The sequence below is a fragment of the Neptunomonas antarctica genome, from assembly GCF_001305295.1.
Classification (GTDB): Bacteria; Pseudomonadota; Gammaproteobacteria; order Pseudomonadales; family Balneatricaceae; genus Neptunomonas; species Neptunomonas antarctica.
On the sequence record NZ_LJSI01000015.1, the window covers coordinates 192,716 to 207,140 of the forward strand.

General features: G+C 48.1%; 13 protein-coding genes. 6 read left to right on the forward strand and 7 right to left on the reverse strand.

What is annotated here, in order from left to right; translation table 11 throughout:
* Positions 1-321 precede the first annotated feature (321 nt).
* The 4 genes from ercA to Nant_RS01210 all read left to right on the forward strand — a co-directional run bounded on the left by ercA (position 322) and on the right by Nant_RS01210 (position 7,080).
* Entirely contained in the window at positions 322-1,524 is a 1,203-nt protein-coding gene (ercA, locus tag Nant_RS01195; protein ID WP_238377038.1) for an alcohol dehydrogenase-like regulatory protein ErcA, read from the forward strand.
* Positions 1,508-3,247 (forward strand): PAS domain-containing hybrid sensor histidine kinase/response regulator, encoded by a 1,740-nt coding sequence (locus Nant_RS01200; RefSeq protein ID WP_054339808.1) that lies wholly within the window; start codon positions 1,508-1,510, stop codon positions 3,245-3,247. Before ercA ends, Nant_RS01200 begins: the two co-directional genes overlap by 17 nt.
* Before the next feature lie 103 nt (positions 3,248-3,350).
* Positions 3,351-4,523 (forward strand): nitric oxide-sensing protein NosP, encoded by a 1,173-nt coding sequence (gene nosP, locus Nant_RS01205; RefSeq protein ID WP_054339809.1) that lies wholly within the window; start codon positions 3,351-3,353, stop codon positions 4,521-4,523.
* Complete coding sequence (locus Nant_RS01210) at positions 4,516-7,080, forward strand: PAS domain-containing hybrid sensor histidine kinase/response regulator (protein WP_054339810.1); 2,565 nt, start codon at positions 4,516-4,518, stop codon at positions 7,078-7,080. The genes nosP and Nant_RS01210 overlap by 8 nt, the downstream gene beginning before the upstream one ends.
* 3 nt (positions 7,081-7,083) lie before the next feature.
* Here the strand turns inward: Nant_RS01210 and Nant_RS01215 are convergent, their stop codons facing one another.
* The 3 genes from Nant_RS01215 to Nant_RS01225 all read right to left on the reverse strand — a co-directional run bounded on the left by Nant_RS01215 (position 7,084) and on the right by Nant_RS01225 (position 9,281).
* Positions 7,084-7,752 (reverse strand): response regulator, encoded by a 669-nt coding sequence (locus tag Nant_RS01215; protein WP_054339811.1) that lies wholly within the window; start codon positions 7,750-7,752, stop codon positions 7,084-7,086.
* Between the two features lie 267 nt (positions 7,753-8,019).
* Complete coding sequence (locus tag Nant_RS01220; RefSeq protein ID WP_054339812.1) at positions 8,020-8,637, reverse strand: LysE family translocator; 618 nt, start codon at positions 8,635-8,637, stop codon at positions 8,020-8,022.
* 113 nt (positions 8,638-8,750) lie between these two features.
* Positions 8,751-9,281 carry a Slp family lipoprotein gene (locus Nant_RS01225; RefSeq protein WP_054339813.1) on the reverse strand — a complete coding sequence of 177 codons (531 nt, stop codon included), beginning with the start codon at positions 9,279-9,281 and terminating at the stop codon, positions 8,751-8,753.
* Positions 9,282-9,520: 239 nt separating this feature from the next.
* Between Nant_RS01225 and Nant_RS20920 the strand changes: the two genes are divergently transcribed.
* Positions 9,521-9,691, forward strand: a complete 171-nt coding sequence (locus Nant_RS20920; protein ID WP_076495880.1) for an oxidoreductase-like domain-containing protein — start codon at positions 9,521-9,523, stop codon at positions 9,689-9,691.
* Here the strand turns inward: Nant_RS20920 and Nant_RS01230 are convergent.
* The 4 genes from Nant_RS01230 to Nant_RS01245 are packed head-to-tail and all read right to left on the reverse strand — an operon-like array spanning position 9,688 to position 13,406.
* Positions 9,688-10,494: an ABC transporter permease gene (locus Nant_RS01230; RefSeq protein WP_238377039.1), complete on the reverse strand. Its 807-nt coding sequence runs from the start codon at positions 10,492-10,494 to the stop codon at positions 9,688-9,690. The genes Nant_RS20920 and Nant_RS01230 overlap by 4 nt on opposite strands.
* The gene (locus tag Nant_RS01235) at positions 10,491-11,255 is read right to left on the reverse strand and encodes an ABC transporter ATP-binding protein (protein ID WP_054339814.1); all 765 of its coding nucleotides are present in this window, start codon (positions 11,253-11,255) and stop codon (positions 10,491-10,493) included. The genes Nant_RS01230 and Nant_RS01235 overlap by 4 nt, the downstream gene beginning before the upstream one ends.
* A complete protein-coding gene (locus Nant_RS01240) occupies positions 11,252-12,226 on the reverse strand; it encodes a YVTN family beta-propeller repeat protein (RefSeq protein WP_054339815.1) in 975 nt (324 codons plus the stop codon). Before Nant_RS01240 ends, Nant_RS01235 begins: the two co-directional genes overlap by 4 nt.
* Before the next feature lie 13 nt (positions 12,227-12,239).
* Complete coding sequence (locus tag Nant_RS01245; RefSeq protein WP_238377040.1) at positions 12,240-13,406, reverse strand: ABC transporter substrate-binding protein; 1,167 nt, start codon at positions 13,404-13,406, stop codon at positions 12,240-12,242.
* 235 nt (positions 13,407-13,641) lie between these two features.
* Here Nant_RS01245 and Nant_RS01250 point away from each other — a divergent pair, with 235 nt between their 5' ends.
* Positions 13,642-14,241: a hypothetical protein gene (locus tag Nant_RS01250; protein WP_054339817.1), complete on the forward strand. Its 600-nt coding sequence runs from the start codon at positions 13,642-13,644 to the stop codon at positions 14,239-14,241.
* Positions 14,242-14,425 lie beyond the last annotated feature (184 nt).

Below are 14,425 nucleotides of genomic sequence, written 5' to 3' on the forward strand. Positions count from 1 at the left end.
CGCCGATGAAACGCGAGATCTCGAGAAAACGCCTTAGGGAAGCGCTCGAACTGGTCAAGCAAGATAAAAATACTTGGTAACTCGTATGCCAGGACCGACAGCCTAACACATTTTGGTCGGCTTTTTATTTTCTTCCACGAAAATGGTGCCCGTTTTACATGTGATGGGCGTCATATCCTAAGCTTACGATGGCTATTATCGTAGGCTTTTAGTAGGGGGTAGCTGCGTAGCTGTAAGACTGGATGGCACATAAGGCTCATTGTAAAAACAGCGTAAACTTCATATTCTGTAGTCTCTGTTGTGTATGTGCGTCAGCTGATCATGACGTCTAATAAAAAGAAGTTACCTGAGTACCCGTCGATGCGCTCTGATGTTTCTAATCTACGTAAATTTGTCTCTCCTGAAATAATTTTTGGTGCCGGAGCGCGCCATACGGTGGGTAATTATGCCCGCACATTTGGTGCGCGTAAGGTGCTGATTGTCTCTGATCCTGGTGTTGAAAAAGCCGGCTGGCTGCATGATGTTATCCACAGTCTTGAAGAGCAGAGCATTCCCTACGCCACCTTTACCGCCGTGTCTCCCAACCCTCGTTGTGAGGAGGTGATGGCTGGCGCGCAGTTTTATCAGGAAGAGCACTGCAATGTGATTGTGGCGGTTGGCGGCGGGAGTCCGATGGACTGCGCCAAAGGGATTGGTATCGTTAGTGCTCATGGTCGGCATATTCTGGAGTTTGAGGGCGTCGATACAATTGATGTGGCCATTCCTCCGCTGATTTTTATACCTACAACGGCCGGAACCTCGGCGGATGTCTCACAATTTGCGATTATTTCTGATCAGAATGAGAAGGTTAAATTCTCGATTGTCAGTAAAGCGGTTGTGCCGGATGTGTCTTTAATTGACCCGGAAACAACAGCAACCATGGATGCTTTTCTGAGTGCTTGCACGGGTATTGACGCATTAGTACATGCGATTGAAGCGTTCGTTTCTACCGGTGCAGGGCCTTTGACTGACATGCACGCATTAGATGCCATTCGCCTGATTAATATGAATATTGCTCCGCTGGTGGCTAATCCTCAGGATATGCAGCTGCGTGAACAGATTATGCTGGGATCAATGAAAGCCGGATTGGCGTTTTCCAATGCGATTCTGGGTGCTGTGCATGCGATGTCGCATAGTTTGGGCGGGTTTTTGGACCTGCCGCATGGCTTGTGCAATGCGATGTTGTTGGAGCATGTGATTGATTTTAATTACTCAGAAGCGACTGATCGTTTCAAAGTCGTTGCTGAAACTATGGGTATTGATACCCGTGGCTTAACCACGCCACAGATCAAGCAGCGCCTAATGCAGCATGTTATTGCGCTGAAGGCTGAAGTGGGATTAACTCAGAAATTATCAGAGCATGGTGTCAGTGTGTCGGATATTCCGACATTGTCGGTAAAAGCGCTCAGAGACCCCTGTATTCTCACAAACCCGCGTAAATCCAGCCAACGAGATGTTGAAGTCGTGTATGAAGAAGCGCTCTGAGCGAAACAATGCAACCTTTGAGGACCTGATTGGCCTCGGAAACCATTCTGCCCGTAAAAACTATTATCCGGAACTTACGCAAAAGCTGGATGAACTGGAAGCTGAACGTAACCGCTATAAATGGTTATTCGATAACGCGCTGCATGGTATTTTTCAGGCAGATTTGTCGGGGCGATTCAGAACAGTAAACCCTGCGATGGCTGCATTGTGTGGTTATTCGTCTGCCAATCATTTAGTTGAACAAATAACGGCGATCGATCAGCAACTTTTTGTTGATGCACAGGCTTACAAGACGCTACTGATGCTGTTGAGCCGGGACGGTAAAGTTCACCGTTACGAAACGCGCTTGTTTAAAGCCGATGGCAATGCCATTTTTGTCTCGATGAATGCCTTGCTGAAACGAGACGCTGATGATGTCACGCTGGAGGTCTTCGTGCAGGATATCAGTGAACGGAAAAATGATCAGGCACGCTTAAAAAAACTAAATGAAGAACTGGAACAGCGGGTAGAAGAACGTACCCATGCGCTGGCGACGGTCAATAGCAAACTGTGGGATGAAATTCGCGAACGTGAAGTAGCGCAGCAACAGTTACAGGTCGCGAAAGAGCAGGCCGAAGACGCGAATGTCAGTAAAGACAAATATTTAGCGGCCGCTAGCCATGATCTGTTACAGCCGATGAATGCGGCGCGGCTACTGGTGTCTACCCTACGAGAGCGGGAGTTGGCGGCGGCTGATAATCATTTGGTAGAGCGGATTCATGTCGCGCTGGAAGGCGCAGAGGATTTACTGACGGATCTGTTGGATATCTCAAAATTGGATCAGAACGCGGTACAGTCCGATCCTTGTGCGTTTCATCTTTCGCAGTTGTTAAATGCAGTACAAACAGAATTTCAACCGGTTGCCGAGAGTGCCGGACTGGTTTTGCGCATTCGAAAAACAGATCAGGTGGTTTTTTCTGATGCCCACTTATTGATGCGCGTATTGCGCAACTTTGTGAGCAATGCACTGCGCTACACTAATACGGGTGGGGTATTAGTCGGCTGCCGATTACGCGGTCAACAGCTTGAAATACAGGTGTGGGATAGCGGTGAAGGCATTCCGCATGGCTGTATTGTGGATATTTTTAAGGAGTTTAATCAACTCGAACAGCATCGTAATGGTATGCGTACCGGCGTGGGTCTGGGGTTAGCTATCGTCGAGCGTATAGCACGCGTACTCGATCACCCGATAGGGGTGCACTCACGTTCCGATAGGGGATCAGTATTTTCTATTAAGGTGCCGCTGGCAGACGCGGATGTTTCGCTTCCAATGCCGGTAGGCCAGGTATCGGGTAACAATCAGTTTGACGGTGAAGCGATACTGGTGGTGGATAATGATCAGGATATTCTGATCAGTATGCAGGCGCTGTTGACGCAGTGGGGACTCAAGGTTTATATCGCTATTGATGCAGAAGAGGCCATTGCGTTGTGCCAGCAGGGGCAGATTGTTCCCAGAGTGTTGCTGCTGGATTATCATTTGAACGACGGCAAGACAGGTCTGGATGCGCGGCAATCTTTAGATCAATATTTCAACTACCAGATACCGGCGGCATTGCTAACCGCAGAGCGTGCCGACCACAGCCTTAAGCAGTTTCGCGCGCAAGGGCTGCAGGTGTTAAATAAGCCGATGAAACCTGGCAAATTACGCGCATTATTAACGCATATCTTGTCGCTACGAACGTAATTAACGTTGTTATGTAAAGAATTAGTTCACAAGTAGTATGTGAACCGCAGAGTAGTCTGCCTAGACTGCATTAATATCTTATCAGATTAGGATGACCATCTTTATGTCTGAAGCTGCTATGTATAAATCCTCTATGTCAAAAGCGATTGTCACAGGGTTTTCAAACCACAGTGATCCATTTTTAGCCGCCGCTGAGCTGCAGCAACAGCTGGTGCATAATGATGTAGGCTTCGTGCTATTTTTCTGCTCCGCTGAATATGATCTTGCGCATCTGGCTGAGGCAATGAATCAGGCTTTTGATCTTGTCCCGCTGGCGGGATGTACGACGGCGGGAGAAATCACAGCGCAAGGTTATGCACAGGGCGCGATCAGTGCGATTGGTTTTAATCGTCACCACTTTGCTGTCGAAGCATCGTTGATTGAGGCGATGGATAATTTATCCTTAACTCAGGCGCAATCGACGGTTGAGTCGTTTATCAATAAAGGCCGGGCGAAACAACTGGCCCCGATTAAAGGTAATAGTTTTGTATTGACGCTGCTGGATGGTTTGTCGGTACAGGAAGAGCAAGTGCTGGCAACACTGAGTTCGGCGCTGGGTAACATTCCCCACTTTGGAGGCTCCGCCGGTGATGATATTCATCTGGCGAATACGCATGTATTTGCCCATGGTGCCTTTCATACTGGCGCGGCAGTCGTTCTGTTATTTAATACTGACTGTGAATTTGAAGTGTTTACCACGCACCACCTTAAACCGTTGAGTGAGAAGCTGGTAGTGACCGCCGCCGACCGTGATAACCGACGGGTGCATGAGTTGAATGCCGAACCGGCCGCACAAGAGTACGCCAGTCTGATTGGTTTGAGTGTGGCTGATCTGAACCCTGAAGTATTCGCATTAAACCCGCTGGCGGTGCGGATTGGTAATGAATTTTATGTGCGAGCGATTCAAAAAGTTAATGCTGATCTAAGTCTGACTTTTTACTGTGCTGTTGAGAACGGTATCGTGCTTACCCGTATGCATAGTGATGATATTTTAAAGAACCTGACAACAGAGCTTGAATGCATCGAGCAAAATATCGGTTCTCCTCAGTTGATTATTGGCTGTGACTGTTTCCTGCGCCGTCTTGAAATAGAGCATCTGGGCATAGCCGCCGAAGCATCAGAACTATTTCGACAACATAAGGTGGTAGGTTTTAATACATACGGCGAGCATTTAGAAGGGATGCATATCAACCAGACATTTACCGGCGTTGTGATTGGGAGCCCTGCTGATGACTGAAACTGCGCAAGCTGTGCGATTGGCGCAGTTAGAGAAGGAAAATTACAAGCTCAAGCGTATCAATCAGGCGTTGATTGAGCGGGTTGAGTCGGGGAATGCGCAAAATGCTAATCCCTACGCCACTTTTGAACATTCCGTTGCGCTGGCTGAGCAGGTGCGGGAGCGAACGGAAGCACTCAATGACGCCCTGTCTGAATTGAAGATCAGCCATCAGGCGCTGAAAAATGCGAACCAGATAGCCGATCTTGCCAATCAGCGTCTGGTGGATGCTATAGAAAGTATATCGGATGCTTTTGTACTGTTTGATCGGGAGCGGCGTATTGTGCTCTGTAACAGTAAATTTGAGTCCGTTTGGAAAGAAACGGGTCAGAAAATTGCCACGGGAACAACGATTCAGGACATTCGTCGCTTAGCGGTTGAACATGGCTTGATTGCGGAAGAATACGGTGAAGCGGGCGATGGCCATAGAGTATTCCGTCTGGCTGCCGGGCAATGGATACAGATGAGTGAACGGCCGACTGCCGATGGCGGTATGGTTGTTTTGTATACTGACATCAGTCAGTTAAAAGCGGCTGAAACTGAACGCCGCGAAGTCGAACTGGCGCAAAAATCGCGCTTATTACAACGCATGGTTGATAACTTGTCGCAAGGTATCGCTTTAGTGAATGCCAGTGATCAGTTAGAAATATGGAATGATCGCTTTTTAAGCTTAACCGGTGTTTCTAGGGAGCAGGCGGAGTGTTTGCCTCCTTTTCGTGCGCTTAATCTCAGGCATTTCCATGATTCAAGAGCGAAGGGAGGTCAATCTGATACCTCTAATGTGATGCGTCATAATGACCATATTATCGAGGTTCGTACCCATGCTATGCCCGATGGTGGGTATGTAAATACTTACACTGATATTACCGAACGTTATCAATACGCTGAAACGTTGAAAGAGAGCGAACAGTGGATCCGTCTGATTACCGACCATGTTCCGGCCTTGATTGCCTATGTGGGTGATGACCTGTGCTACCGCTTTACCAATAAAGTTTATGATGAATGGTACGGCTGGGAGCGTGGCAAGCTGACGGGCGAAAGCATTAAACAAGTACATGGCGCGCATAACTTCAGAGAGCTACAGCCTTATATTCAACGGGTGTTGTCAGGTGAAAACGTTAGCTTTGATATCGCCGAGCGTAACAGTGCTGACGAGCAACGCCATATGCTCAAATCCTATGTGCCTAATTTGGGTGCTGATGGCAAAACGGTTGGTTTTTTCGTGATGATCCGGGACATTACGGATCGCCGCAAAGTGGCGTTAGAGCTGGAAGAAGCTTATCAAAGCCTGGAACAGCGCGTCGGCGAACGTACTTCAGAACTGACTGCCGTTAATGAGCATTTATTGTCTGAAATCGAAGAGCGGACACATGTAGAGGCTCGCTTAAGAGAAGCAAAAAAAGATGCTGAACAGGCTAACCTGTCGAAAACTAAATTTTTGGCCGCGGTGAGTCATGATTTGTTACAGCCGTTAAACGCGGCGCGACTATTTACCGGCGCCTTAGCGGAAAAACCACTCAGCAGCGATACGCGCCCGCTGGTTAATTCAGTCACACATGCGTTGGGCGATGTTGAATCGCTGCTGGGAACGCTGGTGGATATCTCTAAGCTGGATGCAGGCGTCGTCACTCCCGATATCACCACCTTTCGTGCGAGTGAGTTGATGGAAAATATTGCCAACGAATTTAGTCAGTTTGCTCAGCATGATGGCCTGATCATGCGCTATATACCTTCATCTGTTGTGATCTCCAGTGATTCGCAATTATTGGCACGAATTCTTAGGAATTTTCTTTCGAATGCTATTCGCTATACCGCAAAAGGGCAGATTCTTTTCGGCTGTCGGCGTAAATCTCAAACGCTGTCGATTGAGGTATGGGATACAGGGTTGGGTATCCCTGAGGCACAATTGCAGGAAATTTTTCAGGAGTTTCGCAGGCTTAACCCGCAGGATCAGGGGCGTGATAAAGGTTTGGGACTGGGTCTGGCGATAGTGGATAAAATTTCCAGTGTGCTCAGGCATCCGATAAACGTACGTTCTATCGAAGGCAAAGGTTCCGTTTTTTCCGTAGAGGTCCCGTATGGTGAGTTGGCGCTTTATTCAGCGGTGCCAGAGTATCGCCAGCAAACGATTTCTGATTGCTTGCGGGGTGCGCATATTTGGGTGATCGATAATGATCAGGCCATTTGTGAGGGCATGCAGACCTTGCTGGAAGGCTGGGGCTGTTATGTGACCACCGCATTGTCTTTGGAACAGCTGTTGGAGCGGGTGAATCCAGCGCGGGATCCGGTCGACCTGTTGGTTGCGGATTATCATCTGGATGACGGAAAAAACGGTGTAGATGCAGCACGTTGTGTCGCAGAGCAGCGGGATCAGCTTCTTCGGGTGCTGATGATTACGGCGAACTACAATAAAGATCTGAAACAAGAAATACGCGAACTGGGCTACATTCTGATGAATAAGCCCGTTAAACCCTTAAAGCTGAAAACCACTTTGCTTCATCTGCTCAAAGAACGCTGACGATTAGCGCTTCAGATATTCACTAAAGTTGATATTGCCTGCTGATAGCACGGCCTGAATACGGTTATGCACATTCAGTTTACGTAAAATAGCCGAGACATGGGCTTTAACAGTGGTTTCGGCAATGTTCAGATTATAGGCAATCTGCTTGTTTGATTCACCGGTGGACATCCGTTCTAATACCAGCAGTTGACGACGGGTCAGCGAGGACAACATTTCCGGCGCAATACGACGATCATCGTTACGAGGCTGGCGACGCGTTTCAGGAGAGTTGCTACGGATAATATCGGATGGCAAATAAACATTTCCGGCCAAAATCTGCTTTAACGCGTTGGTCATCTGCTCGCGTGATGAAGACTTAGTGATAAAACCAACAGCACCATAGGTAATCGCTTGTAACACTATCTGCTTATCTTCTTCGGCTGAAACAATCACAACAGGGATAGTAGGGGATTCATTACGTAAGGTGATTAAGCCGTTTAAGCCATTCATACCGGGCATATTCAAATCTAACAGAATCAGATCTAAATCATCTCGTTCAAGTGAGACCTCAAGCGCCGCATCAAGGGTTTGGGATTCAAGTAATTCACAATCAGGGAAACTGGTATGAATGACATTGCTAATCGCTTCCCTGAACAGGGGGTGATCATCCGCAATCAGTATTTTATACACAAGTTACTCCCGTACTTTCCCGTACTTATAGTTATTATGGATCAGGGTAAAATATTTATGATGCTCCTTTTTTATTTTAAAATCAGCTTCTTGCCAATCGTTAGAGCCGTTCCGGTACCCGTATAGAGCAGCCACCCACCGTGACGCAGCTTTTTGACACTTGTATTACACCTTGCTGGCAGGCAGAGATATATTCTGCAAAAGAGCGATAAAAACAGTACTAAAGTACTGTTTTTATGAAGAAATCAAAGCAACGCTTCGTGTCTGTTAATGACGGCTAGCCAGATAAGCGCCCGCACCTACCATGATAGAACCTGCAGAGCGGTTGAGATTACGCATGGCTTTAGCGGACTTGAAGAACCTACGCGCCTTCGATGCCATATGGGCGACCATCATCACTCCGAGCATCAGTGCGAACAATTGTAGGGTCGAGGCCAAGACAATATCAGCGCTACTTAAGGCAGACAGATCCATGAATGTAGGCAAGAACGCAATATAAAATAAAATGACTTTAGGGTTGGAAGCTGAGATCAAAAAGCCCTGTACAAAACTTCTTATGCCGTTACGGGGTTTAGTCGCAGGCGTCTCTGTGGAGAGATCAATCGGTGTTGTCCACAGTTTCCAGCCAAGGTAACAGAGGTAAGCGGCGCCGGTGAAACGGATGATGGTAAACACCTCAGCCCAATGCTCAGCGATGGCGGCCAGTCCAAAACACGCTAGCACCAGATAGATAATATCGCTGGTAACCATCCCCAACGCGAGCAGAAAGCATGAACGGGTACCTTCCACCATGGCGCGGGCCAGAATAGCAAAAATGCCGGGGCCGGGTGTTATGCCGAAAATAAAGATAGCGATAAAAAAAGTGATGGCGCTTTCAAAAGACACAACGGTTAACCCCAATGCTTATAAGAGATCAATGATACATACTTTGAATATATATCACGTATCAATGCTGGCTGACAGCGTCCTGTAAATAGATAAATAAATATGGCTGTGGGCTATTTTTTGAGATCCCTCGGAAGATAAACCGGGGTGTGAATGATATAGGGAATATAGCGCGTTTCTATCTGCTTTTCAGGCTGCCAGAGGTATAGCTTCTGGCTGAGTAGCACCGGAAAAAGATAGGGTTGTTCGCCTATATAGCCTTTTTCGCTGGAGGATATACTCCCCAGTATTGTGAGTTCACGTCCCTCTTTATAAATCATGGGATCAAGAAATTGATTAATTTTCACGCGAAAACGGCCTGCGCTATTATCTGTCACATTGGGGCGGCTGTTACTGTTGAGTGCGAATTGCACGACTTCTAACTGAGTCATGCCCTCTCTGTTTTCAGTGCTGGCAATGACACCGCCCCAGCGGGCCATACTCTGAAATTCCACTGTCTGGCTATCAGCATGAGCATCAGCAGGATAATTTCTGGCTGACTCATAACTGGTTAACGGGGTGGTTTCGGGAACCTGGAGTTGCTCGGGTACGCCGCTGCAGCCGACCATCAATGTTAATAAAATAAGGGGTAACAGAAATCTCATATTCACCTTAATTCTCTCTTTTGCTTTAACTCTTTAGAATGAGCTTTCGATAATGAGCGTTATGTTGTGGATAGCATTTTGACAGGTTTGATAGACAATTGTTCGTGCTTTCAGGTGTTTTTGATGTGTCGGTGATGTCAGTATATGGGTATGGAGGAATGAATCTGATAAGCCTGATTGGCAAAAGATAATCAGGCCGTTAAAATGAACACTGACGATATTGATGTAGTGGATAGATTATGACAGATAAACCAACGCCTCCGGGCGACTATGAGTGTTGCGAAAGTGCGTGTGAGCCTTGTGTATGGGACACGTACTATGAAGAAATGCGTGAGTGGAAACAGGCTGAAGCAGAGAAAAAAGCGGCCCAAGCGGCGGCTAACGAGCCTGCCGCTACCTCTGAGCATTAGCCGGGTTTTCCGCCTCCGGCTGCTCGCTGTGGATTAAATCCTTTAATGGCAAATACTGAGAAGATAAGCGCTGTTGCCAGTGTCACGCTGCATGCTGTGCCATCAAATTTCAGATACAACGCATGCCTGACTAATTCGACCGCATAGGTGAAGGGGTTGGCTGTGCAGATCCAGTAAATCCATTCGCTGGACTCCTGCATTTTCCACAGAGGATAAAGCGCTGAAGAGAGAAAAAACATCGGAAAGATGACGAAGTTCATCACGCCGGCAAAGTTCTCCAGTTGCTTAATCCACGATGAGATAAACAAGCCAATCGCACCCAGCATCACCGCTACTAACAGCAATGCAGGCAATACCGCTAAATATCCCCACAGTGGTGGTTCCACATCCACCAGCAACGCGATCAGCAGGAATGCATATACCTGCAGTAACGATACCAGCGCGATAGAGATCAGCTTACAGACCAGTAAAAACCAGCGCGGTAATGGGCTCATCAGTAAGACGCGCATGCTGCCCATTTCCCGGTCATAGACCATCGACAATGAACTTTGCATACCGTTAAACAGCAAAATCATGCAGCACAATCCGGGTGCGATATAGACTTCATACGTGATGTAGGTTTCGTAGGGTTCGATAATCGCGATACCCAGCGCGGCGCGGAACCCTGCCGCGAACACCACAAGCCAGAGCAACGGGCGAACCAGCGCACTAAAAAAGCGTGTGCGCTGTTGAATGAAACGTAGGTATTCGCGGATTAAAATGCCCTGAAAGCAATACCAATAGTGCGCCGGTGTCATCTTCATACAGCCTGCTCCTTGGTCGGAGCCTGACCCGGAATTTGAGCCGGAACTTGAGTAAGCTGCTCGAAGGCGTCAGCCATATGGCTTTGACCGCTGAGATTACACAGATCCAGACCCGTGCCAGAGGATAATAAGCGGCCTTGATGAAGCAGCAGCACGCGGTCTTCAGGTAGGACTTCGTCAATCAAATGCGTTGCCCATAATACCGTGATCATCGAGTCGGTGCAGAGTTGCCGTACGTGCAGATTCAGTGCCTTACGTGCTTGCGGGTCAAGGCCGGTGGTGGGCTCATCAAGCAGTAATACGCTCGGCTGGTGCAGCAGTGCGCGGGCTATCTCTACACGCCGCCGGTGTCCGCCATTGAGGGATCGTACTTTCTCATGGGCGCGCTCTTTCATGGCCATGCGTTCGAGTTCCTGAGCGATACGCACACGGGCTGTGGCGCCGCAAAGCCCATGCAGCGAGGCATGGTAAGCGAGGTTCTGTTGTACCGTTAGATCAAGATCGAGTGTGCTTTGCTGAAATACCACACCGAGTTGCTGCATGACCTGTGTGGGAGCTGTTTGCAGATCCAGGCCTTGAATATGGATGTTGCCTTGTTGCAAAGCGTAAAGCCGTGTCAGGAGCGCAAACAGCGTACTCTTACCCGCGCCATTCGGCCCCAGCAGCGCGCAAAACTGGCCGTTTTCCAGGATAAAACTCAGCTCGCTCAATGCCGTCTTACGGGCATAGCGAAAGCTTATTTTATCAACCTCAATACTCATTTAGATTTCACCACGATACCCCACGGATAGCGGCCAACTTTGATCGACTTAATGGCTTTGCGCTTGGCTACATCAATCACCGTGACATCACCACTAATGCCATTCGTGGTGAGCAGCAGCGATTGATCAGCATTAAACGCCATATGCCAGACGCGACGGCCTACTAAAATGTAGTCAATCACTTCAAAACTATGTGCATCGATAATGGCGATATGGTTAGCCGGGCCAAGTGCCACAAACGCGTATTTGCCATCATCACTCAGCTTGATACCAACCGGTTGCATCTTGTCGGAATGGACACCACGAATCTTGAACGTCACCTTATGGATAATCTTGCGGCTGGCAACATCAATAACAGACACGGTGCCGCCAATTTCAGAGGTTGCCCAGAGATACTTATTATCTTTGGAAAACTCAACAAAACGCGGACGCTGGTCGACCAGCGTGTTGTCATACAGCGCCATGGTTTCGGTATCAATCCAGTGCACCATGTTGGTAGTTTCGCTGGTGTTTACCGCGATCTTACCGTCGGAGCTCACGGCCATACCTTCCGGCTCAACGCCCACATCAATCTGTGCCAGCACCTCATTAGTGTCCGTATCGACGATGGTCACCAGTGCATCATTTTCATTCGAAATATAGAGATGATGATCATTCGGGTGGAGTGAAAATTGCTCAGGGTCTTCACCGGAGGGTAGTTGTTTGGTGATCTTATGTGTTGCCAGATCCATGACCTGTACCGTGTCGGAATCAGACGCGCAGATATACAGCTTAGTTTGATCGTGCGACAGAATAATACCGCGTGGACGTTTGCCGACATCCAGTGTGGCGGTCACCTCGTAGGTATCCAGGTCGATGACGGAAATCGTGTTGTCCTTCTCGTTGGATACATAAGCAACCTCTGCCAGCGCGAGGCTACTGAACAGTAGTAAAGAGGCTGTAGCCGCCGCTATCGGTATATTTATTTTCATTATGACCTCAGGGTTAAAAGTTTTTCATCAGGTTGCATTGGCTTTCTGGTTTATCGAACCCTAGCGTGTCTAGTTCCGATACCGGATGTAAAAAGCCTTCCTGCGGTGATTGGGATACCAGTGAACGCGCATGCACCAACGGAATGGGCTGGCGGAGCTGTCCGCTCCAGGCACGGTAACTGAGTTTGCGGCCTTTAAAGCCGGCGAGCTCAAACTGCTCAGAGGCGATAAAGTGTTTGATCGCATCTACCTCTGTCTTTTTGGTTCGCGTCACCGCCTCTGCTATAGAGCGTACCGCCAGCCATGCGGCGTAATCCTTGTTATTCATCCATCTATGCGCCAGCTGATCAAAGCGGCTCTGTAATTGTGCAGCCCCCCATTGTTCCACGACTCTATGCCAGGCAACGGGTGTTAAGCCTTGTGTGCCCACCACGGGCCGGGGATACCAAGTGTTGTAAAGCACATATTCACCGAAATCACCGCGCTCATCTGCCACCACAACAACATCGTATTCATCTGTCTGGGTAAAAACGGGCATCTCTTTTTGTGCGCTACGGCGTAAATCGGTATCAAAACTCCAGTGTTTCTCAGCCACAATTTTATGACCAAAGCGTTTCGCGGCACGCTTCATCGCCTCGGCATAGGCGGTATCTTCAGGCGTTGTACCGGTAATCATCAACCAGCGTGTAAGGCGTTTTACTTGCAGCCATTGAGCCAGAGCATCGGTGAGCATGGCGCGGCTGGGAATCGTATGCAGCAGATTGCTCACACAGTCGGTGGTACGTAATGCATCATCTTGTGTCCCGGCGTTAAAGAATAACGCCTGATCACCTAATTGCTGAGCCAGCAGTTGTAGCTCTTTTGCGGGTATATCGGTGACAAAAAAGCGAATGCCACGGCTATAGAGTGTGGCGGCCTGTTCTGAAATAGCCGAAAAATCCTGACTGACTACCTGACTTAACTGATATTTCTGATTAAGAAACCGCCCTGTAGTGTTGCTGTCCTGAATGGCTAACTCCGCACCCCGTTGGCCAGAATCTTCCGGAATAGGAAATATATTAGAGAGCACCGGGCCTTGATCTTGTACCAGCTTAAGATAAGCGATTTCTATTGTTTGAGAAGAGGCTTGAGCATAGAGAGGCCCCGAATAAAATCCGGATAATGAAAGCAGTGATGTCATCAGTAATCTAGTGAGGTGTTTTTTCATAATGCTATTACGTTAACCTTCCTTGTATTTTTATTATCGCGCTATTAACTAAGGTCGTCAGTCATTAAGCCAGCTTAAGGCGTAACAGGCCAAGACGAAATATGAAAAAAGTACGAAACTTTTAGTACTGAAGTAGTATTTTTTTGAATGCTGGTGGGGCTAGCATAGAGTTTTATCGGTTAGATAATCGTTATCGGAGGGTGTTGTCATGCTGTTGCGAAAGTATATGTCGGTGGTTATGTGGATAGGTCTGGTGCTCACGGCCTCTCTCAGTACTAGTATCAGTGCAGGCGCGGCGGCTGTCGAAGCGGTTGTTGAAGTGCGCCCGATTATTCTTTTTAACGCCGCTACCGGCGAAGAGCGGACGATCGGATCTCTGATGCTTGAGCAAGACGAAGCGGCAGGATCATGGACGTTTGAGGTGGTACTGGATGAGTCACAATTTACCGATAAATTTCTTTCCATGCGGCCTTTTAAATGTCTGGAGAAAGGCACCGAGCTATTGTGTCACCTGCCGTATACCTATGAAAATAAATACAGCATCACAGCGGACGATCTCACTGATCTTGAATACAGCTTATTATTTATCCGTAAAGCCGCAAAAGATTATGGAATAGACCCCTGGGATGGCACCTACTACCGGCTGAAATGGACGCAATCAGGTGGGTTAGAGGGGCAGTTACATGAAGTGAATCTTAATCTGCTGGCGGCACCCCCTGAAAAGGGTAACCTGCGTCCTATCGTGGCAGAGGATCTGTATGAAGTTGATCCGCAGGTACACTGGCTGCCGGGCATTCGTATTGAGTAAAAACGAGGCTTTCTGTGTGAATCGAAGACCCCGTGTGAAGTACCGCGCTAGCATTCGTTTTCATCACATCGGACAAAATACCTGTTCACGATGATAATCCAGATATTCCTGATGTTGAGCGTGCAATTTGATTCTCATTGCGTCATGAATGCCAAGGATATTGGGGGTGATGATCATTCAGTAT